The 21,422-nt window shown below is 71.5% G+C and carries 27 protein-coding genes; 6 read left to right on the forward strand and 21 right to left on the reverse strand.

Going from position 1 to position 21,422, the window contains the following annotated elements; all coding sequences use genetic code 11:
- The first annotated feature begins 38 nt into the window (after positions 1-38).
- Together LL946_RS04120 and LL946_RS04125 are read left to right on the forward strand one after the other, a co-directional pair.
- Complete coding sequence (locus LL946_RS04120; protein ID WP_404385066.1) at positions 39-1,277, forward strand: DUF4032 domain-containing protein; 1,239 nt, start codon at positions 39-41, stop codon at positions 1,275-1,277.
- A gap of 68 nt (positions 1,278-1,345) precedes the next feature.
- Positions 1,346-2,089 (forward strand): RDD family protein, encoded by a 744-nt coding sequence (locus tag LL946_RS04125; RefSeq protein WP_404385068.1) that lies wholly within the window; start codon positions 1,346-1,348, stop codon positions 2,087-2,089.
- A gap of 96 nt (positions 2,090-2,185) precedes the next feature.
- On the opposite strand, the gene LL946_RS04130 is transcribed toward LL946_RS04125, so the two are convergent.
- The 10 genes from LL946_RS04130 to LL946_RS04175 all read right to left on the reverse strand — a co-directional run bounded on the left by LL946_RS04130 (position 2,186) and on the right by LL946_RS04175 (position 9,908).
- Positions 2,186-2,641, reverse strand: a complete 456-nt coding sequence (locus tag LL946_RS04130) for a DUF2752 domain-containing protein (protein WP_404385070.1) — start codon at positions 2,639-2,641, stop codon at positions 2,186-2,188.
- On the reverse strand, positions 2,638-3,045 hold the full coding sequence (locus LL946_RS04135; protein WP_404385072.1) for a CD225/dispanin family protein: 408 nt from the start codon (positions 3,043-3,045) through the stop codon (positions 2,638-2,640). The genes LL946_RS04130 and LL946_RS04135 overlap by 4 nt, the downstream gene beginning before the upstream one ends.
- A 153-nt stretch (positions 3,046-3,198) precedes the next feature.
- Positions 3,199-4,149 carry a 23S rRNA (guanosine(2251)-2'-O)-methyltransferase RlmB gene (rlmB, locus tag LL946_RS04140; RefSeq protein WP_404385074.1) on the reverse strand — a complete coding sequence of 317 codons (951 nt, stop codon included), beginning with the start codon at positions 4,147-4,149 and terminating at the stop codon, positions 3,199-3,201.
- A 2-nt stretch (positions 4,150-4,151) separates the two neighbouring features.
- Positions 4,152-5,582: a cysteine--tRNA ligase gene (gene cysS, locus LL946_RS04145; protein ID WP_404385076.1), complete on the reverse strand. Its 1,431-nt coding sequence runs from the start codon at positions 5,580-5,582 to the stop codon at positions 4,152-4,154.
- Positions 5,583-5,637: 55 nt separating this feature from the next.
- Positions 5,638-6,312: an MBL fold metallo-hydrolase gene (locus tag LL946_RS04150; RefSeq protein ID WP_404385078.1), complete on the reverse strand. Its 675-nt coding sequence runs from the start codon at positions 6,310-6,312 to the stop codon at positions 5,638-5,640.
- On the reverse strand, positions 6,312-7,397 hold the full coding sequence (locus LL946_RS04155; protein WP_404386785.1) for an S-(hydroxymethyl)mycothiol dehydrogenase: 1,086 nt from the start codon (positions 7,395-7,397) through the stop codon (positions 6,312-6,314). The genes LL946_RS04150 and LL946_RS04155 overlap by 1 nt, the downstream gene beginning before the upstream one ends.
- Positions 7,398-7,475: 78 nt before the next feature.
- The gene (ispF, locus tag LL946_RS04160; RefSeq protein WP_404385080.1) at positions 7,476-7,979 is read right to left on the reverse strand and encodes a 2-C-methyl-D-erythritol 2,4-cyclodiphosphate synthase; all 504 of its coding nucleotides are present in this window, start codon (positions 7,977-7,979) and stop codon (positions 7,476-7,478) included.
- Positions 7,976-8,746, reverse strand: coding sequence for an SDR family oxidoreductase (locus LL946_RS04165; protein WP_404385082.1), 771 nt, complete (start codon positions 8,744-8,746; stop codon positions 7,976-7,978). Before LL946_RS04165 ends, ispF begins: the two co-directional genes overlap by 4 nt.
- Positions 8,743-9,429, reverse strand: coding sequence for a 2-C-methyl-D-erythritol 4-phosphate cytidylyltransferase (gene ispD / locus LL946_RS04170; protein ID WP_404386787.1), 687 nt, complete (start codon positions 9,427-9,429; stop codon positions 8,743-8,745). The genes LL946_RS04165 and ispD overlap by 4 nt, the downstream gene beginning before the upstream one ends.
- On the reverse strand, positions 9,426-9,908 hold the full coding sequence (locus LL946_RS04175) for a CarD family transcriptional regulator (RefSeq protein WP_404385084.1): 483 nt from the start codon (positions 9,906-9,908) through the stop codon (positions 9,426-9,428). The genes ispD and LL946_RS04175 overlap by 4 nt, the downstream gene beginning before the upstream one ends.
- 232 nt (positions 9,909-10,140) lie before the next feature.
- On the opposite strand from LL946_RS04175, the gene LL946_RS04180 reads away from it, so the two are divergent.
- Complete coding sequence (locus LL946_RS04180) at positions 10,141-10,665, forward strand: hypothetical protein (RefSeq protein ID WP_404385086.1); 525 nt, start codon at positions 10,141-10,143, stop codon at positions 10,663-10,665.
- Positions 10,666-10,743: 78 nt separating this feature from the next.
- Here LL946_RS04180 and LL946_RS04185 read toward each other — a convergent pair whose 3' ends face one another.
- Together LL946_RS04185 and LL946_RS04190 are read right to left on the reverse strand one after the other, a co-directional pair.
- Positions 10,744-11,424 carry a response regulator gene (locus LL946_RS04185; RefSeq protein WP_404385088.1) on the reverse strand — a complete coding sequence of 227 codons (681 nt, stop codon included), beginning with the start codon at positions 11,422-11,424 and terminating at the stop codon, positions 10,744-10,746.
- Positions 11,421-12,605, reverse strand: coding sequence for a sensor histidine kinase (locus tag LL946_RS04190; RefSeq protein WP_404385090.1), 1,185 nt, complete (start codon positions 12,603-12,605; stop codon positions 11,421-11,423). Before LL946_RS04190 ends, LL946_RS04185 begins: the two co-directional genes overlap by 4 nt.
- Positions 12,606-12,809: 204 nt before the next feature.
- Between LL946_RS04190 and phoU the strand changes: the two genes are divergently transcribed.
- Positions 12,810-13,517, forward strand: coding sequence for a phosphate signaling complex protein PhoU (phoU, locus tag LL946_RS04195; protein WP_404385092.1), 708 nt, complete (start codon positions 12,810-12,812; stop codon positions 13,515-13,517).
- A 69-nt stretch (positions 13,518-13,586) separates the two neighbouring features.
- Here the strand turns inward: phoU and LL946_RS04200 are convergent, their stop codons facing one another.
- The 4 genes from LL946_RS04200 to LL946_RS04215 form a co-directional block, all read right to left on the reverse strand.
- Positions 13,587-14,321, reverse strand: a complete 735-nt coding sequence (locus LL946_RS04200) for a phosphoglyceromutase (protein ID WP_404385094.1) — start codon at positions 14,319-14,321, stop codon at positions 13,587-13,589.
- 64 nt (positions 14,322-14,385) lie between these two features.
- Positions 14,386-14,865: a YbjN domain-containing protein gene (locus LL946_RS04205; RefSeq protein ID WP_404385096.1), complete on the reverse strand. Its 480-nt coding sequence runs from the start codon at positions 14,863-14,865 to the stop codon at positions 14,386-14,388.
- 5 nt (positions 14,866-14,870) lie between these two features.
- A complete protein-coding gene (mshA, locus tag LL946_RS04210; protein WP_404385098.1) occupies positions 14,871-16,184 on the reverse strand; it encodes a D-inositol-3-phosphate glycosyltransferase in 1,314 nt (437 codons plus the stop codon).
- A 23-nt stretch (positions 16,185-16,207) separates the two neighbouring features.
- Positions 16,208-16,999 carry a hypothetical protein gene (locus LL946_RS04215; RefSeq protein WP_404385100.1) on the reverse strand — a complete coding sequence of 264 codons (792 nt, stop codon included), beginning with the start codon at positions 16,997-16,999 and terminating at the stop codon, positions 16,208-16,210.
- A gap of 57 nt (positions 17,000-17,056) precedes the next feature.
- Here LL946_RS04215 and LL946_RS04220 point away from each other — a divergent pair, with 57 nt between their 5' ends.
- Positions 17,057-17,875: a class I SAM-dependent methyltransferase gene (locus LL946_RS04220; protein ID WP_404385102.1), complete on the forward strand. Its 819-nt coding sequence runs from the start codon at positions 17,057-17,059 to the stop codon at positions 17,873-17,875.
- Here LL946_RS04220 and LL946_RS04225 read toward each other — a convergent pair.
- From LL946_RS04225 to LL946_RS04245, 5 genes are read right to left on the reverse strand one after another with little or no spacing between them, the layout of a single operon-like run.
- Entirely contained in the window at positions 17,860-18,183 is a 324-nt protein-coding gene (locus LL946_RS04225; protein ID WP_404385104.1) for a DUF2516 family protein, read from the reverse strand. The genes LL946_RS04220 and LL946_RS04225 overlap by 16 nt on opposite strands.
- Positions 18,184-18,192: 9 nt before the next feature.
- A complete protein-coding gene (gene dtd, locus LL946_RS04230; protein ID WP_404385106.1) occupies positions 18,193-18,627 on the reverse strand; it encodes a D-aminoacyl-tRNA deacylase in 435 nt (144 codons plus the stop codon).
- On the reverse strand, positions 18,628-19,608 hold the full coding sequence (locus LL946_RS04235) for an asparaginase (RefSeq protein ID WP_404385108.1): 981 nt from the start codon (positions 19,606-19,608) through the stop codon (positions 18,628-18,630).
- Positions 19,609-19,639: 31 nt separating this feature from the next.
- Positions 19,640-20,329, reverse strand: a complete 690-nt coding sequence (locus tag LL946_RS04240; protein WP_404385109.1) for a hypothetical protein — start codon at positions 20,327-20,329, stop codon at positions 19,640-19,642.
- Between the two features lie 2 nt (positions 20,330-20,331).
- The gene (locus tag LL946_RS04245) at positions 20,332-20,754 is read right to left on the reverse strand and encodes a helix-turn-helix domain-containing protein (RefSeq protein ID WP_404385111.1); all 423 of its coding nucleotides are present in this window, start codon (positions 20,752-20,754) and stop codon (positions 20,332-20,334) included.
- 122 nt (positions 20,755-20,876) lie between these two features.
- On the opposite strand from LL946_RS04245, the gene LL946_RS04250 reads away from it, so the two are divergent.
- Positions 20,877-21,386 (forward strand): DUF4395 domain-containing protein, encoded by a 510-nt coding sequence (locus LL946_RS04250; protein ID WP_404385113.1) that lies wholly within the window; start codon positions 20,877-20,879, stop codon positions 21,384-21,386.
- Positions 21,387-21,422: the final 36 nt, after the last annotated feature.

The following is a 21,422-nucleotide window of genomic DNA, read 5'->3' on the forward strand; positions in this document are numbered from 1 at the left end:
CGCGTTCCGTCCCCGTGCTTCCCCGTCGGAGGTAGTCGATGGCCCTGCAGATCACGACCGCTCGACCCGATCCCGCACTGCTCGACCTGCCGTGGTCGACGCCCCTGGAGGAGTGGCCCGAGCACCACCTCGCGGCGCTCCCCCGCGGCATCTCGCGCCACGTCGTCCGGTTCGTCAGGCTGTCCGGTCGTGTCCTCGCGGTCAAGGAGATCAAGGAGGACATCGCCCGCCGCGAGTACGCCATGCTGCGCAACCTGCGCCGCCTCGACCAGCCCTCCGTGGAACCCTTCGGCATCGTCAGCGGCCGCGTCGCCGACGACGGGACACCGCTGGACGCGTGCCTGCTCACGCGGCACCTCAAGTTCTCGCTCCCCTACCGCGCGCTGTTCTCGCAGGGCCTGCGCCCGGGCACCGAGACCAGGCTCATCGACGCCCTGGCGGTGCTGCTCGTCCGTCTGCACCTCACCGGGTTCTGGTGGGGTGACGTGTCGCTGTCCAACACGCTCTTCCGCCGCGACGCCGGCAGCTTCGCCGCCTGGCTCGTCGACGCCGAGACCGGCGAGCTCTTCCCGAGCCTCAGTGACGGCCAGCGTGCCCACGACCTCGACATCGCCCGGGTCAACATCGCCGGCGAGCTCATGGACCTCCAGGCCGGCGAGCTGCTCGACCCCACGATCGACCCGGTCGAGATCTCCAACCGCATCGTCACCCGCTACGAGGAGCTGTGGGCCGAGCTCACCGCCACCGAGGAGTTCGACACCGGCGAGCGGTGGCGGGTCGAGGAGCGGATCCGCCGGCTCAACCTGCTCGGGTTCGACGTCGACGAGCTCGCGATGACGACCGACATCGACGGCACCCGGATCAGCATCCAGCCCAAGGTCGTCGACGCCGGGCACCACTCCCGGCGGCTGCTGCGCCTCACCGGCCTCGACGTCGGTGAGGGACAGGCCCGGCGCCTGCTCAACGACCTCGACGGCTACCGCGCAGCGACCGACCGGCAGAACGACGACGAGGAGCTCGTCGCCCACGACTGGCTCACCCGGATCTACGAGCCGATCACGCGTCGCGTGCCGCGCGAGCTGTCCGGCAAGCTCGAGCCCGCCGAGCTCTTCCACGAGGTGCTCGAGCACCGCTGGTACATGGCCGAGCGCGAGCAGCAGGACGTCCCCATCGAGCGGGCCATCGAGGACTACGTCGCCTCGATCCTCCCGACGAAGCCCGACGAGAAGGCGGTCGTCGGTGTCGACACCATCGAGATGCCGGTGATCGCCGACTGAGGTGCGGCCGGCCGTCGCGTCACTAGGATCGGGCTGTCCGCACGAGATCCCACAGGGGGAACCACCGCATGTCCCAGCCGTTCGACCCGAACCAGCCGTCGCAGGACCAGCCGCCCCAGGACCCGGCCCAGCCGCCGGCACCCGAGCGGTACCGTCCGGAGCCGCCGACGTGGGTTTCCGAGCCGGGTGGTTCCGGACAGCAGCCGTATGCCGGTCAGCCGCCTGCCGCTGGAGCCCCGGGTCCCTCGTCCTACCAGCCGGCGCCGGGCATGAACCCCTACGGAGGCGGGGGCCAGGCGTGGCCCGGGTCCAAGGCCTACGTCGAGCAACACTTCGGCCCCGTCGCCGGCTTCGGCAGCCGGGCGGGCGCACTCATCATCGACACGCTCCTCACCCTCATCGGCCTCATCCCGTTCATCATCGGGACCGTGCTGCTCGTCGTGTCGGCACCCGAGACCGACGAGCTGGGCTACTCGGTCGACGGCACTGCCAACGGTGGCCTGGCCGCGACCGGCGGCATCCTCATGTTCATCGGTGTCCTCGCCATGATCGGCATCCAGGTCTGGAACCGCATCTTCAAGATGGGGCGCACCGGCCAGAGCGTCGGCAAGAAGATGCTCGGCCTCAAGCTCGTCAACGAGCAGAGCGGCCAGCCCATCGGGGCGATGCAGTCGTTCCTGCGCGAGCTGCTCGGTGGCCTCATCAACCAGATCTTCTACCTGAGCTACCTCTGGATGCTGTGGGACGACAACAAGCAGACGCTCGCCGACAAGGTGGTCCACTCGACGGTCATCGAGGTCCCCAAGTCCTGACGCATGTGCGCCGACTGATTGCGCTTTCCAGCGGAGGAGCGCAGCGACGAGCGCTGGAAAGCGCAATCAGTCGGTGCGGGGTTGCGGATGAGCGGGTCAGGCGGGTGAGAGCCAGGTCCAGCCCGGCACGTTGCGCAGCACCCAGAACGCCATGATGAGCCAGAAGAGCCCGTAGAGCAGCCACGCCGGTGCCGCTGTCCAACGCTGCTCGCCGCGCCACTGGCGGCGGGTCCACCGGGCGAAGCCGAGGGCCATGAGGACGAAGGCGCCGACGGTGAGGGGGTTGCGCTGCAGCGCCTCGAGCACGCTGCCCTCACTCAGGGCGTGCGTGGCGCGCAGCGTCCCGCATCCGGGGCAGAAGGTGCCGGTGAGGGCCAGCCACGGGCAGGTCGGGTAGTTGCCGGGCTGGTTGGGGTCGATCATGTGCGCGACGAGGACGAACCCCGTCGCACCGGCGGCGGAGACCGCCGGCCACAGCAGGCGACGCCCCCGCCCGACCGACGGGTCGGTGAGCGGAGGCGTCGGGGACTGCGTCAGGGACGTCGGGATCACATACCCGTCGTCGTCGTGTCGGAGCTCATGACGCCCGTCATGATGAGCACGATGTAGAAGATCGTCGCGATGACGCCGAGGACGAGCGCGATCGTCGCGAACTTCTTGGCCTTGGCGGCCGACTCGATCGCACCGGCCTGGTCGCCGGCGTTCCACTTGCCGTTGACCTGCGCCGCGAAGACGACGGCGGGGATGCCGAGCGGCCAGCAGCAGAGCAGGCCGAGGATCGCCATGACGAGGTTGTTGCTGGGCGGCGGGCCGGCCGGGGCCCCACCGTAGCCACCCGCGGGCGGCGGAGCACCGTAGGAGCCGCCGTCGTAGCCTCCGCCACCGGGCGGGGGCGGAGGCGTCGAGCCGCCGCCGCCGGGCGGCGGGGGCGGCGGGGTGCTTCCGTAGTCAGACATGCTTTGGTCCCTCTCACTGAGACGACGTGTAGGGGTGTGATCCCCCTTGGGTCGGGTTCCCGACTGCCCGACATCGTGGCACAGGTCACCACGCCGACGGGCGAGACGCACGGATCATTGCGCGACTGGTGGAGCCGGCATACGGGGCTCTGATCAGCGACGACGTCGCCGGGCGACCTCGTAGAGCGTCACGCCGGTCGCGATGCCGGCATTGAGTGACTCGACCGCGGACGACATCGGCACCGAGACGATCTGGTCGCAGGTCTCCCGCACGAGCCGGGAGAGGCCCTTGCCCTCCGAGCCGACCACGACGACGAGGGGCTCGTCGGCCAGCTCGAGGTCGGGCAGCTCGACGTCGCCGTCCATGTCGAGCCCGACGACGAAGAAGCCGGCCTTGCGGTAGTCCTCGAGCGCGCGGGTCAGGTTGGTCGCCTGGGCCACGGGGATGCGGGCCGCCGCCCCGGCGGAGGTCTTCCAGGCCGAGGCGGTCATGCCGACCGACCGGCGTGCGGGCACGACGACGCCGTGCCCACCGAAGGCCGCGACCGAGCGCACGATGGCGCCGAGGTTGCGGGGGTCGGTGATCCCGTCGAGGGCGACGACGAGGGGGATGCCCGGCGTCTCGGGGTCGATGAGGTCGCTCGGGTGGGCGTACTGGTAGGGCGGCACCTGGAGGGCCAGCCCCTGGTGCACCGCACCGTCGGTGATCCGGTCGAGCTCGCCGCGGGGAGTCTCGAGGATAGGGATGCTGCGCTCGGTCGCGATCTTGAGCGCCTCGCGCACGCGGTCGTCGCTGTCGATGCGTCCCGCGACGTACATGGTCGTCACGGGGACATCGGTGCGCAGGGCCTCGAGCACCGAGTTGCGCCCGGCGACGACCTCGCTCGAAGCCTTGGCCTTGCGCCCACCCGTGGGACGGCCACCGCCCGAGCGCCGCTCGCCGGCCTTCGCCTCCTTGTGGGCCTTGTGGTAGGGCCGCTCCTCGGCACGAGGCGTCGGCCCCCTGCCCTCGAGGCCCTTGCGTCGCTGTCCTCCAGAACCGACGGTGGGCGCCTTCTTGCCACCCTTGCGGATGGCTCCACGTCGCTGGCTGTTGCCGGCCACGGCTACTCCCCTCGTCCACGGGTCAACGACCAGCGGGCGCCGGTCGGGGTGTCCTCGATCGTGATGCCGGCCGCCGTGAGCTCGTCACGGATCGCGTCCGACGTCGCCCAGTCGCGCGCGGCGCGGGCGGCAGAGCGTGCCGCGAGCCGCTCGCCCACGAGCACGTCGAGCGCTGCGAGGGCGTCGCTCGAGGAGCTGTCGGCGCTCGACCACGACGGGTCCAGCGGGTTGACGCCGAGGATGTCGGTCATCGCCACGACGAGACCGGCGACCTCACGGGCCTCGTCGTTCTCGCCCTCGTCGAGCGCGGTGTTGCCGCGAGTGACGGCCTCGTGCACCGCCGCGAGCGCACCCGAGACGCCGAGGTCGTCGTCCATCGCCTCGACGAAGTCGTCGGGCAGCTTCTCCTCGCCCGTCGGTAGGGCGGAGCCGGCTCCCAGGGTGCGTCGCAGGAAGCCCTCGATGCGGTCGACGGCGGCCTCGGCCTCGGCGAGCGACCCCTCGTGGAACTCGATCATCGACCGGTAGTGGGCGGCGGTGAGGTAGTAGCGGACCGCGAGCGGTCGGGCCTTCTTGGTGACCTCGTGGATGAGCAGGCTGTTGCCGAGCGACTTGCTCATCTTCTCGCCGCCGGTCGTCACCCAGGCGTTGTGCATCCAGAGCGAGGTGAACGGCAGGCCCGCCGCGCGCGACTGTGCCTGCTCGTTCTCGTGGTGCGGGAAGCGCAGGTCCACGCCACCGCCGTGGATGTCGAACGCGTCGCCGAGGTACTTGCGCGCCATCGCCGAGCACTCGAGGTGCCAGCCCGGCCGTCCACGCCCCCACGGGGTCGGCCAGCTCACCGAGGCCGGCTCGTCGGCCTTGCTGCCCTTCCAGAGGGCGAAGTCGCGCGGGTCCCGCTTGCCGCGCGGGTCCGCGTCCTCGGCCGCGGCCATGTCGTCGATCTTCTGGTTGGTCACTTCCCCGTATGCCGGCCACGACCGGACGTCGAAGTAGACGTCACCCGATCCGTCCTGCGCCGGATAGGCGTGCCCGCGCTCGACCAGGAGCTGCATGAGCTCGACCATCTCGGTGATGTGGCCCATGGCGCGGGGCTCGTAGGTGGGCGGCAGCACACCCAGGAGCCGCAGCGCCTCGGACGTGGCGACCTCGTTGCGGTAGGACAGGGCGAACCAGTCCTCGCCGGACTCCGCCGACCGGCGCAGGATCTTGTCGTCGAGGTCGGTGACGTTGCGCACCAGCGTGACGTCGTAGCCATGGCCGCGCACGAGCCACCGACGGAGCACGTCGAAGGCCACCGCGAAGCGCACGTGGCCGATGTGGGGCGGGGCCTGGGTCGTGAGCCCACAGATGTAGATCCCGACCCGGCCTGGCTGCAGCGGGACGAAGTCGCGCAGGGCGCGCGACTGGGAGTCGAACAGTCTGAGAGTCACCCGCACAAGGGTACCGGCGGCAGGTACGGCTCCCGACCACTCGGCTCGAGCCCCGTCAGTGGCCCCGGGCGACCCACTCGGCCAGGTGCGGGGCCTCGTCGCCGATGGTCGTGTGCTCGCCGTGACCGGTGAGGACGACCGTCCCCGGGGGCAGGGTCAGCAGCCGCGTCCGGATCGACTCGATGATCTGGTCGAAGCTGCTGAAGGAGCGACCCGTCGCGCCGGGACCGCCGTTGAAGAGCGTGTCGCCCGTGAAGACGGCGTGCAGGGCGGGGACGTGGAAGGAGCAGCCTCCCGGCGAGTGGCCCGGGGTATGGAGGACCCGGACCGTGACGTCGCCGATGTGGAACTCCTGCCCGTCGGTGAGGGTGGCGTCGGGTGCGCCGTCCTGGGTCAGCGCCCACACGACGCGGCCCAGGGGGTGGAGGTGCACGGGAGCACCGGTCCGCGCCCTGAGCTCGTTCGCGACGTTGACGTGGTCGTTGTGCCCGTGCGTGAGGAGGATGGCGCGGACCTTGCGGCCGGCGACGGCTGCGAGGATCGCGTCGGCGTCGTGGGCCGCGTCGACGATGACGCACTCGCGCTCGTCTCCGATGACCCAGACGTTGTTGTCGACCTCCCACGAGCCGCCGTCGAGCTCGAAGGTGCCGGAGGTCACGACCCGGTCGACCCGGACTCCTCCGTGCGAGGGGGCGATGCAGTCGATGCCGGCGGAACGGGGAGCGACCATCAGAGCACCACCACCGAACGCAGGACCTCGCCACGCTCCATCTTGTCGAACGCCGACTCGACCTCGTCCAGTGCGATCCGCTCGGAGACGAAACCGTCGAGGTCGAAACGACCCTGGCGGTAGAGGTCGACGAGCATCGGGAAGTCACGGCTCGGGAGGCAGTCGCCGTACCAGCTCGACTTGAGCGCCCCGCCGCGCCCGAAGATCTCGATCATCGGCAGCGTGACCTCCTTGTCCGGCGTCGGAACGCCGACAAGGACGACCGTGCCCGCGAGGTCGCGCGCGTAGAAGGCCTGCTCATAGGTCTCGGGCCGGCCGACCGCCTCGACGACGACGTCGGCGCCGAAGCCGCCGGTGAGCTCGCGGATCCGCTCCACGACGTCCTCGGTCCTGCCGTTGACGGTGTGGGTCGCACCGAACGACGTGGCGGTCTCGAGCTTGGCGTCGTCGACGTCGACGGCGATGATGGTCGTCGCACCCACGGTGCGGGCTCCGGCGATCGCGGCGTTGCCGACCCCACCGCAGCCGATGACGGCGACCGAGTCACCGCGCTGAACTCCGCCGGTGTTGACGGCCGCACCGAACCCGGCCATGACCCCGCAGCCCAGCAGTCCGACGGCCGCGGCGTCGGCGTCCGGGTCGACCTTGGTGCACTGTCCGGCGGCGACGAGCGTCTTCTCGATGAAGGCACCGATGCCCAGCGCGGGACTCAGCTCCGTCCCGTCGGTGAGCGTCATCCTCTGCGTCGCGTTGTGGGTGTTGAAGCAGTACCAGGGCTTGCCCTTGAGGCAGGCGCGGCACTGGCCGCACACCGCCCGCCAGTTGAGGATGACGAAGTCTCCCGGGGTGACCTCGGTGACGCCCTCCCCGACGGACTCGACGACACCGGCCGCCTCGTGCCCCAGCAGGAACGGGAACTCGTCGTTGATCCCGCCCTCGCGGTAGTGCAGGTCGGTGTGGCAGACCCCGCACGACTGGATCTGGACCACGGCCTCGCCGGGCCCCGGGTCGGGCACGACGACGTCCACCACCTCGACGTCGGCACCCTTGGACAGGGCGACGACTCCCCTCACCGTCTGCGGCACAGAACCCTCCGTGGTGTCGACCTCGACAAGCCCTCCGACCCACGTCACGCGGGCCTCGGGTCCGACGTTACTCCGTGTTCAGTCCACCTGCGCAAGGGGCATGACCAGCGCAGATGCAATCGCGGCCACACCGTCGCCGCGTCCGGTGAGGCCCAGACCATCGGTCGTGGTGCCGCTGACGGAGACCGGAGCCCCGCACGCCGCGGCGAGAGCCTGCTGGGCCTCGGCCCGGCGGGAGCCGATCCTGGGCCGGTTGCCGATGACCTGGACGGCGATGTTGCCGATCTCGAACCCGGCCTCGCGCACCAGCCGAGCGGCCTCGGCGAGCAGGGTGAGGCCGGACGCGCCGGCGAGCTCCGGGCGGGCCGTGCCGAAGTGCTCACCGAGATCACCGATGCCGGCGGCCGAGAACAGCGCGTCGCAGGCCGCGTGGGCGGCGACGTCGGCGTCGGAGTGTCCGTCCAGGCCGCGCTCGCCGGGCCAGTGCAGGCCGGCGAGCCAGAGCTCGCGACCCGAGCCCTCGGGAGCCAGGGCGTGCACGTCGACCCCGATCCCCGTCCGCGGCAGCTCGGCCCGCCTCACGACCCGTCCTTCCAGTCGATGGGGCCACGGTGGAGGAGGTGCGGCGCCGCCTGGGCGACCGGCTTGACGACGAGGGTGTCGATGTTGACGTGCTGCGGGAGGGCGACGGCGAACGCCACGCAGGCAGCCACGTCGTCGGCGACGAGCGGACGGTCGACCCCGTCGTAGACCTTGTCGGCCGCCGTCTGGTCGCCGTGGAGGCGGGTCAGCGAGAACTCCTCGGTGCGGACCATGCCCGGGCGGATGTCGACGACCCGGACGTGCTCACCGTTGAGCTCGAGCCGCAGCGTCTCGGAGACGACCGACTCGCCGTGCTTGGCCGCGGTGTAGCCACCACCGCCGGCATAGACGCGCTCCCCGGCGATCGAGCTGATGTTGACGACCGTCGCCCGGGGCGACCGGCGCAGCAGCGGCAGGGCCGCCTGGGTGACCCGCACGGTGCCGAGGACGTTGGTGGCGTACATGGCCTCCCACTCGGTGAGGTCGCCGTCCTCGACCGGGCTGAGGCCGATGGCGCCACCGGCGTTGTTGACGAGCACGTCGAGGCGGTCGAGCCCGCCCACCCCCGAGGTCACGCTGTGAGGATCCGTGACGTCCATCGGGAGGGCCGTGGCGGCGTCGCCGAGCTCGGCCACCACCGCGTCGAGGCGCTCGCGTCGGCGGCCGGCGACGACGACGGCATACCCGTCGTCGACGAGGCGGCGGGCGACGGCGGCACCGATGCCGGTGCCACCTCCGGTGACGAGGGCGACGGGTCTCTGGCTCACGGGCCGAGGATACGGTCGGCGCGCTCGAGGTCCCCCGCGGTGGTGACCTTGAAGGCGAGATCGTCACCGTCGATGACGAGGACGCGCCCACCGAGCCGTTCGACGAGGGCGGCGTCGTCGGTGGCCTCCGCCCCCGAGGCGTGGGCACTGGCGAGCACCGACCGCCGGAAGGCCTGGGGCGTCTGCACGGCCCGCAGGCTGGACCGCTCGGGCGTGGCGACCACGACCCCGTCCGCATCGACCTGCTTGACCGTGTCGGCGACCGCCAGCCCCGGCACGACGGCGTCCGCGCCGGCCCGCACGGCCGCGACCAGGCGGTCGAACAGCTCGGGGGGTGCGAGGCACCGGGCGGCGTCGTGCACGAGCACGATGTCGACGTCGTCGTCCAGTGCGTCCAGCCCTGCCGAGACCGACTGGGTCCGCTCGGCGCCGCCGGCGACGACCGTGACGTCCTGCGCGCGTGGGTGCTCGGACACGAGCGCGCCCGCCTCCCTGAGGTGGGAGGCGGGCGCGACGACGACGACCTGTGCGGTGTCGGCGGCCTGGAAGGCTCGCGAGACGGCGTGCTCGAGCAGCGTCAGACCCGCGACGCGGACGAAGGCCTTGGGCTGGTCAGCCCGCAGCCTCGTGCCCTGGCCCGCGGCGACGAGGACGACGCCGACGGAACCGGAGTGGCCGCTCAGGACGCGAGGACCTCGTCGAGGATGGACTCGGCCTTGTCCTCGTCGGTCTTCTCGGCGAGCGCGAGCTCGGACACGAGGATCTGGCGCGCCTTGGAGAGCATGCGCTTCTCGCCAGCGGACAGGCCACGGTCCTTGTCGCGGCGCCAGAGGTCGCGCACGACCTCGGCGACCTTGATGACGTCGCCGGAGGCGAGCTTCTCGAGGTTGGCCTTGAAGCGGCGCGACCAGTTGGTCGGCTCCTCGGCGAACGGCGCGCGGAGCACCTCGAACACCTTCTCGAGGCCGGCCTTGTCGACGACGTCACGGACGCCGACGAGGTCACAGTTCTCTGCGGGGACCTCGATGACGAGATCTCCCTGAGCCACCTTGAGCTTGAGGTAGAGCTTCTCCTCGCCACGGACGGTGCGCTTCTTGATCTCTTCGATGCGCGCAGCCCCGTGGTGGGGGTACACGACCGTTTCGCCGACCTTGAAAACCATATGCTGTTTGCCCCTTTCGCGACCCCCAGTTTAACACGCCGGGACCGACAGGCGGAATCGGAGCGGACGGCATACCTGCAGGTCAGAGGGCTGAAATGGGCTGGGCGGCAGCGAAGTTGGGTCTTGACACATCGCCGTTCACATGCCTGTGGACTCTCCGCGGGACCGTGCGCGGGAGCCGACCGGAGCCACCTGCACATCCCGGCCGCGTGTGCTCGCTACGCTGTGTCCCGTGACGACGACTGCCCAGACGACTCCCCGCCGCCGCCTCCGTGCCGTCCTCGGTGCTGCCGTGCTCGGCACGACGCTCCTCGGTGGGTGCGCCGTGTTCTCGCCCGTGCAGACCGACTACGCCTACCAGGCCTCCGACGGCGTCAACGCGACGTTCGGCGACCTCGACGTGCGCGGGCTCGCCGTCATCGCCGACGCCAAGGACGCCCCGGGTGCGCTCATCGGACAGCTCGTCAACACGAGCGACGAGGACATCGACGTCTCGGTCGCGAGCGAGGGCAGCGAGCCGACCCAGGTGACCGTGCCCCGCCACGGCACGCTGTCGTTCGGTGAGGAGGGCGAGGCGGTCAGCCTCTCCTCCGTCAGTGCCGCCCCCGGCGAGGTGCTCGAGGTGCAGGTCGCGACCTCCGCGACCGGCCAGAACGTCCTGACCGTGCCGGTGCTCCCGGCCCTGGGCTACTACGAGGGAGTCACGCCGGCCCCCGCGTCGAGCGCCAGTCCCTCCGCCAGCGCGTCGACCAGCTGACGCCACCCCTTCGTATGCAGTGAGCCCACCGAGCGCGCCGGGGGGCTCACTGCTGGGTCCTGCTGCCCGGGCCCGGGCTCAGGCCTCGAACTTGTAGCCCAGCCCACGCACCGTGACGATGTGCTTGGGACTGGCGGGGTCGGGCTCGACCTTGGCCCGCAGCCGCTTGACGTGCACGTCGAGGGTCTTGGTGTCCCCGACGTAGTCGCTCCCCCACACGCGGTCGATGAGCTGCATCCGGGTGAGCACCCGGCCCGTGTTGCGCAGCAGCATCTCGAGCAGCTCGAACTCCTTGAGCGGCAGCTGAGTCGTCGCGCCGCCCACGGTGACGACGTGGCGCTCGACGTCCATGCGGACCGGACCCGCCTCGAGCGTGGTCGGGAGCAGCTCCTCGGGCTCGCTGAGCCGGCGCAGCACCGCCTTGATCCGGGCGAGCAGCTCGCGGGAGGAGTAGGGCTTGGTGACGTAGTCGTCGGCGCCGAGCTCGAGGCCGACGACCTTGTCGATCTCGCTGTCCTTGGCCGTGAGCATGATGATCGGGACGGCCGACTTCTGGCGCAGCGAGCGGCAGACGTCGACGCCCGACAGCCCCGGGAGCATGAGGTCGAGGAGCACGAGGTCGGCGCCGGCGCTGTCGAACTCGACGAGGGCGTCGTTGCCGTTCTCGGCGACGCTCACCTCGTAGCCCTCCTTGCGCAGCAGGTAGGACAGGGGGTCCGAGAAGGACACTTCGTCCTCGACGACGAGGATGCGGGTCATCGGTGCTGTTCTCCTTGTGCTGTGCCGACCGAGTGTCGGTCCGAGTCTGCCGTGGTCCGGACCGCCGCCGAGGGAAGTCTCATGGTGAAGGTCGAGCCGTGCCCCTCCTCGCTCCAGACGGACACGTCCCCACCGTGGGTGGCGCTGACGTGCTTGACGATGGCCAGGCCGAGCCCGGTGCCACCGGTGGCGCGCGACCGCGCGGCGTCGACCCGGTAGAAGCGCTCGAAGATCCGGCTCTGCTCCGACGCGGGGATGCCCTGTCCCTGGTCGGAGACGGTGATCTCGACGGTGTCCCCGACCCGGCGCGCCGCGACCGCGACTCGCGTCCCGGCCTCGGAGTAGTTGACCGCGTTGGACACGAGGTTGGCGACGGCCGTCGCGAGCAGCTCGGCGTCGCCGAAGACGCTGGCCCGCTCGTCGGCCACGGTCTCGAGGCTGATGTCTCGCGCCTCTGCGGCCACGCGAACCCGGTCGACGGCCTCCGCCACCACGTCGGGGATGTGGACGAGCTCGGGCTCGTGGAGGGTGTCGGCGACCTGGAGACGGGAGAGGTCGACGATCTCCTTGACGAGGCGCGTCAGCCGCGTGGACTCGACCTGGATGCGGGCGGCGAAGCGCGAGACGGCCTCGGGGTCGTCGCGCGCGTCGAGCACGGCCTCGGCGAGCAGGGCGATGCCGCCCACGGGCGTCTTGAGCTCGTGCGAGACGTTGGCGACGAAGTCACGCCGGACCTCCTCGACGCGGCGGGCGTGGGTGTGGTCCTCGGCGAGGATGAGCACGTGGACCGCGCCGAGGGGCGCCACGCGGGCCTTCATGAGGGCGTTGGTCGTCGTGCCGAAGCCACGAGAGAGCTCGAGGTCGACCTCGCGGATCTCGCCGTCGCGCCGGACCTGTCGCGCGAGCTGGCGCAGCTCGGCGTGGACGAGCTCGCCGTGCCGCACGAGGCCGTAGCTCACCGCCGACGGGGAGCTGTTGACCACGGCGTCCGACGAGTCGAGGACGATCGCGATGGAGCGCAGGACCGCCAGCACGTCGGTGACGCCGGGGGGCAGGGCCGGCGGTGGCGTCGGGGGGATGGTGGTGAACCGGCGCTCGCTGAAGCGGCTGGCGGCGACGGCGACGGCTCCGATGACGAGCCCGAGGCCGCCACCCACGATCCCCGCGAGCGTCGCATCCACCTCATCAGCGTAGACGCGAGGTGACACGCACCGTTCCACTCGGCAGCCCGCCGTGGGGCGACCACCCACAATGTTCACCTGCGATGTGGCGGGAGTTCACCACCTCGTGTCACGCTGCCGACGTCGGCCGCGCTCACGTCTGGGAGCCGCCGAGCCGAAGGGCGTGCGATTCGCCGCTGTTGAACCGAAGCCGGAAGGGAACTGATGCGCAAGGCATTTCACGAGGAGCTGGACCGGGTGACCGAGGGGCTGGTCGAGATGACCCGGCTCGCGAGCTCGGCGATGTCCCGGGCGACGACGGCTCTCCTCGACGCCGACGTCCAGCTGGCCGAGTCGGTCATCGGCGCGGACGTCGAGATCGACGCCCTGCGCGAGGAGCTCGACCTGCTGTCGTTCGACCTCCTGGCGCTCCAGCAGCCCGTCGCGACCGACCTGCGCATGGTGGTCACCTCGATGCGTATGAGCTCCGACATCGAGCGGATGGGCGACCTCGCCCGCCACGTGGCCAAGGTCGCCCGGCTGCGCTACCCGAACTCGGCGGTGCCGGCCGAGCTCCGCTCGATCATCCTCGAGATGGGCCAGGTGGCCGAGCGCATCGTCACCAAGGCCGGCTCGGTCATCGCCGCCCGCGACGTCGAGGCCGCTCGGCAGATCGAGCGCGACGACGACGCCATGGACGACCTGCACCGGCGGCTCTTCGAGCGGCTCTCCGCCGACACGTGGAACCACCCGGCGGAGACCACCGTCGACATCACCCTCGTGGGTCGCTACTACGAGCGCTTCGGTGACCACGCCGTCTCGGTCGCCCGTCGCGTGATCTTCCTCGTCACCGGCGAGCAGAGCGCCGAGAGCGAGTCGAGCCACGAGGACGCCGAGGACCACGAGGCCTTCCCGGAGACCACGACCTCCTGACCGCAGGCCGGCATACGCGGAGAGGATCCGGTATGCCGGACCTCACGGAACGTGGGACCCGCGCGCGCCTCAGCGGCCCTGGTTCGCGACCGCGGCAGCGGCCGTCGCCGCGGCCTCGGGGTCGAGGTACTCGCCGGGCCCGGTGGGCATGAAGTCGTCGCCGAGCTCGTAGACGAGCGGCTGTCCGGTGGGGATGTTGAGCTCGGCGATCGCCTCGTCCGAGATGCCGTCGAGGTGCTTGACCAGTCCGCGCAGGCTGTTGCCGTGGGCGACGACGAGCACCGTCTCACCGGCGGCGAGGTCGTCACGCAGCGGCCCCTCCCAGTAGGGCATGAAGCGCTCGATGACGTCCTTGAGGCACTCGGTGCGAGGCACCTCGATGCCGGCGTAGCGCGGGTCGCTCGACTGGTCGAACTCGGAGCCGACCTCGATCGCCGGCGGTGGGGTGTCGAACGAGCGGCGCCACAGCATGAACTGCTCGTCGCCGTACTTCTCGCGGGTGGCCGCCTTGTCGAGGCCCTGCAGCGCGCCGTAGTGGCGCTCGTTGAGCCGCCAGTCGCGGCGCACCGGGATCCAGTGGCGGTCGGCGACGTCGAGCGTGAGGTTGGCGGTCGTGATCGCCCGGCGCAGGACGGAGGTGTGCACGACGGTCGGCAGGACCCCGCGCTCCTTGAGGAGCCGGCCGCCGTTGAGGGCCTCCTCACGTCCCTGGTCGTTGAGGTCGACGTCGACCCAGCCGGTGAAGAGGTTCTTGGCGTTCCACTCGGAGTGGCCGTGACGCAGCAGGATCAAGGTGTGTGCCATGGCTCCAGCCTAGTGACGCGAGGAGCGGCTGGGAGGCGGGCACCCGGCATACGGGCGCGGGCTGTCAGGAGCGGTCGAGGAGGTGACGGAACGCCTCGAGGTTGCGCAGGGACTCCCCGCGCGAGACCCGCCAGTCCCACTCCTTCTGCATCGAGGTGAGGAACCCGATGACGAGCAGCTCGTTGAACGGGGAGTCCGCCGCCTCGAGGACGACACCGAGGACCTGGTCGAGGCGGTCAGCGTCGACGCCGGCGAGGGGGACGCGGCCCGTGACGTAGACGTCGCCGCTGCCGTCAATGGCGTAGGCCAGCCCGGGCAGGCGCAGGTTGCGGCGCAGGAGGCTGCGGTAGAAGGCCTCGTGGTTCTCGTCCGGGTTGCGGATGACGAACGCCGAGATCGACAGGTCCGACTCACCGGCGACGAGGGACACGACGGTCTTGAGCTTCTTCTCGCCGGGCAGGGTGACGACGAACTCGCCGTCGCGCGCACCCTGCTCCCACTCGATCCCGGTCTCGGTGAGGTAGTCCTCGATCGTCGAGGTCACGTCGGTCACGGGATCACCGCGGTCGGTATGCCGGCAAGGGTGTCGGAGTCGTTGATCGAGGCGCGCAGCGGTGCCGCCAGCGCGGCGTCGTAGACCGCTGCCAGCCGCTCGGCGGTCGACTCCCACGAGAACTGCGCGGCGTGCTCGACCGCCCGCCGCGACAGCTCGGCCGACCTCGTGGGGTCGTCGATGACGCCCTCGATGGCGTTCGCCCACTCGTGCGGGTCGTGGCCGTCGACGAGGACGCCCGCGTCGCCGACCGCGGTGGGGAGACCGCCCACGCGGGTGGCGACGACGACGGCGCCGCACGCCTGGGCCTCGACGGCCACGAGGCCGAAGGACTCGTTGTGCGACGGGACGGCGACGACGTCGGCTGCCCGCATCCACGTCGCGAGCGTCTCGCGGTCGGTGGGGGGCACGAAACGCACGAGGTCGGCGATCCCCTCCTCCTCGGCGAGGCGCTCGAGCGCCATGGGCGAACGGACCGCGGCCCCGCTCGCGCCCCCGAGGACGCCGACGACGAGGCGGCCGCGTAGGGAGGGGTTGCGCCGGACGAGGTTGCCGGCGGCCCGGATGAGGACGTCCGGCGCCTTGAGCGGCTGGATCCGCCCGACGAAGAGCAGGAGCACGGCGTCCTCGGCGACGTCGACGCTCGCGCGCGCCGTGGCGCGGTCACCGGGACGGAAGACGTCGAGGTCGACGCCCGGCGAGACGACATCGACGCGCTCGGGGTCGGCGCCGTAGAGGTCGAGCAGCTCGCGTGCCTCGTCCGTCGTGTTGGCGACGAGCCGGTCGGCGGCGTCGACGACCTGGGCCTCGCCGATCTCGCGGCCCCGTGGCTCCTCGGTGTCGCCCTCGGCGCGGTGGAGGTTCTTGACCCGGGCCATCGTGTGCATCGTGTGGACGAGCGGGACGTCCCAGCGGTCGGCCGCCAGCCACCCCACCTGTCCGGAGAGCCAGTAGTGCGAGTGGACGAGGTCGTAGTGCCCCTCGGGCGCGTGCGCGGCGACCCGCATCATGCCCGCCGCGAACGCGCAGAGCTGGCCGGGCAGGTCCTCCTTGTCGAGCCCTTCGTAGGGCCCGGCGGCGATGTGGCGGACGATGACCCCCGGCTCGACCTCGACGATCGGGGCGTCCGACGCGGTCGTCCGGCGGGTGAAGATGTCGACGGCGACGCCGTGCCTGGCCAAGCGCTTGGCGGCCTCGAGGACGTAGACGTTCATCCCGCCCGCGTCCCCGGTCCCCGGCTGCGCGAGCGGCGAGGTGTGCACCGACACCATCGCGACCCGGAAGCGTGGCCGGACCTGCTCGCTCGTCATCACGTCAGTCTGTCACGCACGGATCAGCTCGGACGCGGCACGCCACTGAGGGTGAGGGTGGCCCGGTTCGACCACGCGTGGACGTCGAGGCGCCCGTCCGGGCGGAGGTCGACACCGCGAGAGCGCACCGCCGGCCCGATGCCGACGACGGCACGGCGGGCCGACGTCAGGGCCCGCTGCTCGCCCGCCATCGGGACCACCCACCACCCCTTGAGGCGCAGGTTGCGGTCCGGCAGGGCGGGCGGCAGGCCCGTCGTCGCGGGCATCGTGTCGAGGTGGACGACGACGGCGTCCGCCCCCTGGACGTGGGCGGTGACGTGCACTCCGGCGGTCGTGAGCAGGAAGGTGAGGCGCAACGGCATGGTGCGCGGCTCGCCGTCGACCTCGCCGTGGACCACACCGAGGTAGGCGGCCCTCCCCGGCTCGATCCGGACCTCGTCGATCCGCACGTGGTCCAGGGTCGCCTCGACGTCCTCGACGGGGTGGTCGTCGCGCTCCCCGAGCTCCCCGATGACGGCGCTCACCGGCGACCCCCTCGTGATGGTGTCGACGAGGGTCCCGCTCGAGGCCGCCACGCGGAACCCCGACTGGTAGGCCGCGACGGTGTAGCCACGGCCGAGGGTCGCGATGCCACGCGCCGACTCGTCGACCGTGAGCAGCCCCGGCGCGACCTCGGCGATCCCGATGTCGGTGCGCAGGACGACCGGCAGCCAGCCGGCGAGCCCGAGGGCAGCCGCCGCGGACACGGAGACGACGAGCGCCACCATGCTGCGACTGACGTCGCCGCTCCAGCGTCGCGTTCCCCATCTGCCCACGTCAGCAGCCTAGGTGTGCGTCCTGTGGGCGTGGGCGCCTGCTCGTACGCTGGCCCCGTGGCGAGGACGAGACCGGTCGGGGTGATCACCCGCGGGACGACCAACCCCAACCGGCTCCGGCGGTGCGACCGGTGGCTCGCCGGCCCGGCAGCGTGGCGGCTGCGGCGGTCCGTCGACCCCCCGGTCGTCGTCGACCTCGGCTACGGCGCCTCGCCCGTCACCGCGGTCGAGCTGCACGACCGGCTGCGCCGGGTGCGGCAGGACACCGAGGTCGTCGGGATCGAGATCGACCCGGACCGGGTGGCTGCCGGGCAGCTGCTGGCCCGGCCGGGGCTGTCCTTCCGCCGTGGCGGTTTCGAGGTGCCGCTCGACGGTCACTCGGCGACGGTGGTGCGCGCGTTCAACGTGCTGCGCCAGTACCCCGAGGAGGAGGTCGCCGGCGCGTGGGCGACGGTGTGCGACCGCCTTACCCCGGACGGGCTGCTCGTCGACGGGACCTGCGACGAGCTCGGCCGGCTCTCGACCTGGGTGGCGGTCGAGACGTCCGGGCCCGTGAGTCTCACCCTGTCGTGGCACCTGCGCGGGCTCGACACGCCCTCGGTCATCGCGGAGCGGCTGCCGAAAGCACTGATCCACCGCAACGTCCCGGGTGAGGCCGTGCACGACTACCTCGCCGAGCTCGACCGGCACTGGGCACGCAGCGCGAGCCACGCGGCATACGGGGTCCGTCAGCGGTTCCTCGCGACGGCGCAGGCGATGCGTGAGAGCGGCTGGCCGCTGCTCGACGGGCCGTCGCGGTGGCGCCTCGGCGAGCTCACCGTCGCGTGGGACGCCGTGGCGCCGGGGTCAGGCGCGCGAGGTCACCACGGGCCGTAGGGGCCCTGGTGCGAGCCGGTGCCGCGGCCCTGGACTGTCTCGACGGCGGGACGGACGTCGGCGAGGTAGACGCCGGCCGCGACCACCCCGATGATGGCGAGCAGGCCGAGGCCACCCATCGAGATGAAGCCCAGGAGCATGGCCACGCCCGTGACGGCGAGCCAGAAGTTCTTGGTGCGCTTGCCGGCGGCGACGAAGGCGTCCGGGCGCGTCTTGAGCGCGTGGACGAACGCGAACACCTCGAGCGCCAGGGCCGCGATGGTGAGCGCGAGGGTGACGTAGTACTGCGCCTGGCCGAGTCCGAACATGCCTGCAGCCTACGGCGCGGAGCTGTCCACCACGATCGTCACCGGGCCGTCGGCGACCAGCTCGATGTCCATGTGAGCACCGAAACGACCGGTGGCGACGGTGATCCCGCGCTCGCGCAGGGCCGAGACCACCTGTGCGACAACCGGTTGGGCGACGTCACCGGGCGCTGCGGCGTTCCACGACGGTCGACGCCCCTTGCGGGTGTCGGCGAGCAGGGTGAACTGGCTGACGACGAGGACGGGCGCCCCGGCGTCGGTCACCGACTGCTCGCCGTCGAGGACGCGGAGGTCGGCGATCTTGCGGGCGATGAGCTCGACCTCGGTGGGCCCGTCGTCGTGGCCGACACCGACGAGGACGAAGAGGCCCGGCTCGGTGATCTCACCGACGGTCTCACCCTCGACCACGACGGCCGCACGGTGGACGCGCTGGAGGACTGCGCGCACTCAGATCCCCACTGCGACAACGGATCCGACAGGCTTGCCGTGCCCGAGGATGGGTGCGTCCTCGAGGGCCTCGATCGCGCCCGACTCGATGCCCAGTCGGCGCATGACCGCGGCCAGGATGACCGTCCGCGCCCGCTGCCCGCCGTCGGCGACCTTGAGGGCGATGCCGCGGCCGTCGGCCAGCCCGACGGCATACACGGCTTCGGCACCGTCCTTGGCGATCGCGCCGGGAGTGCCCTGGACGAGGGTCGTGACGTCGCGACGGCTGCCGCCGAGGTACTCGGGGTTGCTGCGGATGGCGTCGGCCACGCGGGCCTCGTCGGTGCCGGGCGCGGCGGAGGCGATGCGACCGAAGGCCCGTGCGAGTCCCCCGAGCGAGATCGCCATGACCGGGGCGCCGCAGCCGTCGACCGCCGTGGCCGCGACGGGTTCGCCCGCGAGCTCGGCGAGCGTCGCCTCGCAGGCGCGCTGCAGCGGGTGGTCGGCCTCGAGGTATGCCGTGTGGTCCCAGCCGGCGGCAACGCAGGTCGCGAGCATGCCGGCGTGCTTGCCCGAGCAGTTCTGCGCGAGCGACTCCTTGGCGTTGCCGGCACGGATCCAGTCGAGCTTGGCCTCGTCGTCGATCGGGAAGTCCGGGGTGTTCTGGAGGTCGCGCACCGTGAGCCCGGCGCCGTCGAGGATCTCGCGCACGGCGTCGAGGTGGAACGGTTCGCCGGAGTGGCTCGCGCTGACGAGGGCGAGGTGGCGGGGCGCCACGTCGAGCCCGTTGCGGACCATGGCCAGGGCCTGGATCGGCTTGTTGGAGGACCGGGGGAAGACCGGGTCGTCCGCGTCTCCCAGGGCGAGCACGACGGACCCGTCGGCCGCGGTGACGGCCACGCTCGCGCGGTGGGCTGACTCGACGAAGCCGCCCCGGATCGCGTGGGCGAGGACCGGGGCGGCGTCGAGGACGGCAGGGGTGGACAGGTTCTGGGCGCTCACACCACCCAGACTATGTCCGCTCCTGATGGGGTCAGTCGCCGACCTTCTCGGCAGCCTTCTCGGCGGCCTTGGTCGAGGTGGCGGCGGTCTTGCGGGCGCTCGTCGACACGGCCTTGGTGGAGCTCGTCGTGCGCTTGGCGGCCTTGGTCGCCGTGGTGCTCGTGCGCTTGGCGGCGGAGCGGGTGCGCTTCGCGGAGGCCTTGATGTCGGTCGCGGCGACCTCGGCGTCCTCGCGGACGGTGTCGACGACGATCTCGGCGACGTGGGCGGCCTCGTGGCGACCGGTGGTGAAGGTGGCCAGCGCCGAGGTGCGGACGTCGAGGACGGCCTTGCGGGCGGTGGTGACGGCACCCTTGCCGAGCGAGAGGGTGACCTCGGCCTGCTCGACGAGGTCCTTGGTCGCCTTCTGGTTCTTGATGCGGTTCACGAGCTTCTCGCCGCGGGTGGCGAGGTCCTCGTAGCCCTTGGTGACCTGGTCGAGGGTGGCGACACCCTGGTCCAGGGCCTTGGTCGGGAGGGCCTTGACGTCCTCGATGACGACGCCGGCGCGCTTCTGGACCGACGCCGGGGCGAGCTCGGCGGCGACCGTGGTGCGGGCCTTGTCGGCGCGCAGGCGGGCGTCACGGGCGCGCTCGACGGCGAGGTCGGTGGCACCGACGACGGCGAACAGCGGGGTGGCGGGGGTGTTCTTGGTGGTCGTGGTCGTGGTCTTGGTGGCCATGTTCACTCCTTGGGTGAGGTGGACTTCTTCTTGGGGCGTGCGGTGGTTCGGGGGCGCGTGGGTGCGGGGTCGGAGCCGACGAAGGACTCGTAGACGTCGACCAGAGTCGCCTTCTGACGGGCGGTGAGGGCCGGGTCGGCTGCGATGGCGTCCCGCACGGTCGGGGTGGTGGTCTCGGCGCCGTGGTGCTCGTCGAGGATTCCGGCCTTGACGTAGAGCGTCTCGGCCGACACCTCCAGGCCCTTGGCCAGCTGCTGGAGGATCTCGGCGCTCGGGCGCTTGAGTCCCCGCTCGATCTGCGACAGGTAGGGGTTGGAGATGCCTGCGAGCTCGGACAGCTCACGCAGCGACAGACGGTTCGACAGACGCTGCTCGCGCAGGTAGTCGCCCAGTCCGGCGAGGTCGCTCAGCGGGTTCCGGCTCATGTCTCCATTGTGCTTGCTCCAGTTAGCAAAATGCAAACCCGGGCAAGCGTGATGGTGAACACACCGCGTCCACCCTGTGAGCGGCGTATGCCGTGTGCTTCTGTGGGGCATAATCTGCAGTTATGTCTGTGCGCGAGGTCCTGACCTTCCCCAACCCGGTCAACGAGAAGGCTGCCCGGTCGGTCGCCGGTGGCGTCGTCGTCCTCGCCGCCCTCACCCTCATCACCCAGTGGTGGTGGCTCGCCGTTCTCCTCGCCGCCGGGTTCGCCCTGCGCGTCGCTGCCGGCCCCCGCTTCAGCCCGCTCGGGCGGCTCGCCGTCCACGTCATCGCCCCCCGGTTCGGGGAGCCTCGCCTCGTGCCGGGCCCGCCGAAGCGTTTCGCCCAGGCCGTCGGCCTCGTGACGAGTGCGGCTGCTGCCGTCGCGGCGCTCGCGTTCGGTGCGACGACGGTGGCGTCGGTGCTCCTCGGCGTCCTCGTCGTGTTCGCGACGCTCGAGTCGGCGGTCGGGTTCTGCGCCGGGTGCTGGGCGTTCGGGCACCTCATGCGCCTCGGCGTCATCCCCGAGGAGACCTGCGCCGCCTGCAACGACATCACGCTGCGCCAGCGCGAGAACGTCGCCCAGCCCGCCTGACCACCCTCACCTCCAGCGTCCGCCACCCTGACGCCA

It is taken from the genome of Knoellia locipacati (assembly GCF_044791685.1).
Taxonomy (GTDB): Bacteria; Actinomycetota; Actinomycetes; order Actinomycetales; family Dermatophilaceae; genus Knoellia; species Knoellia locipacati_A.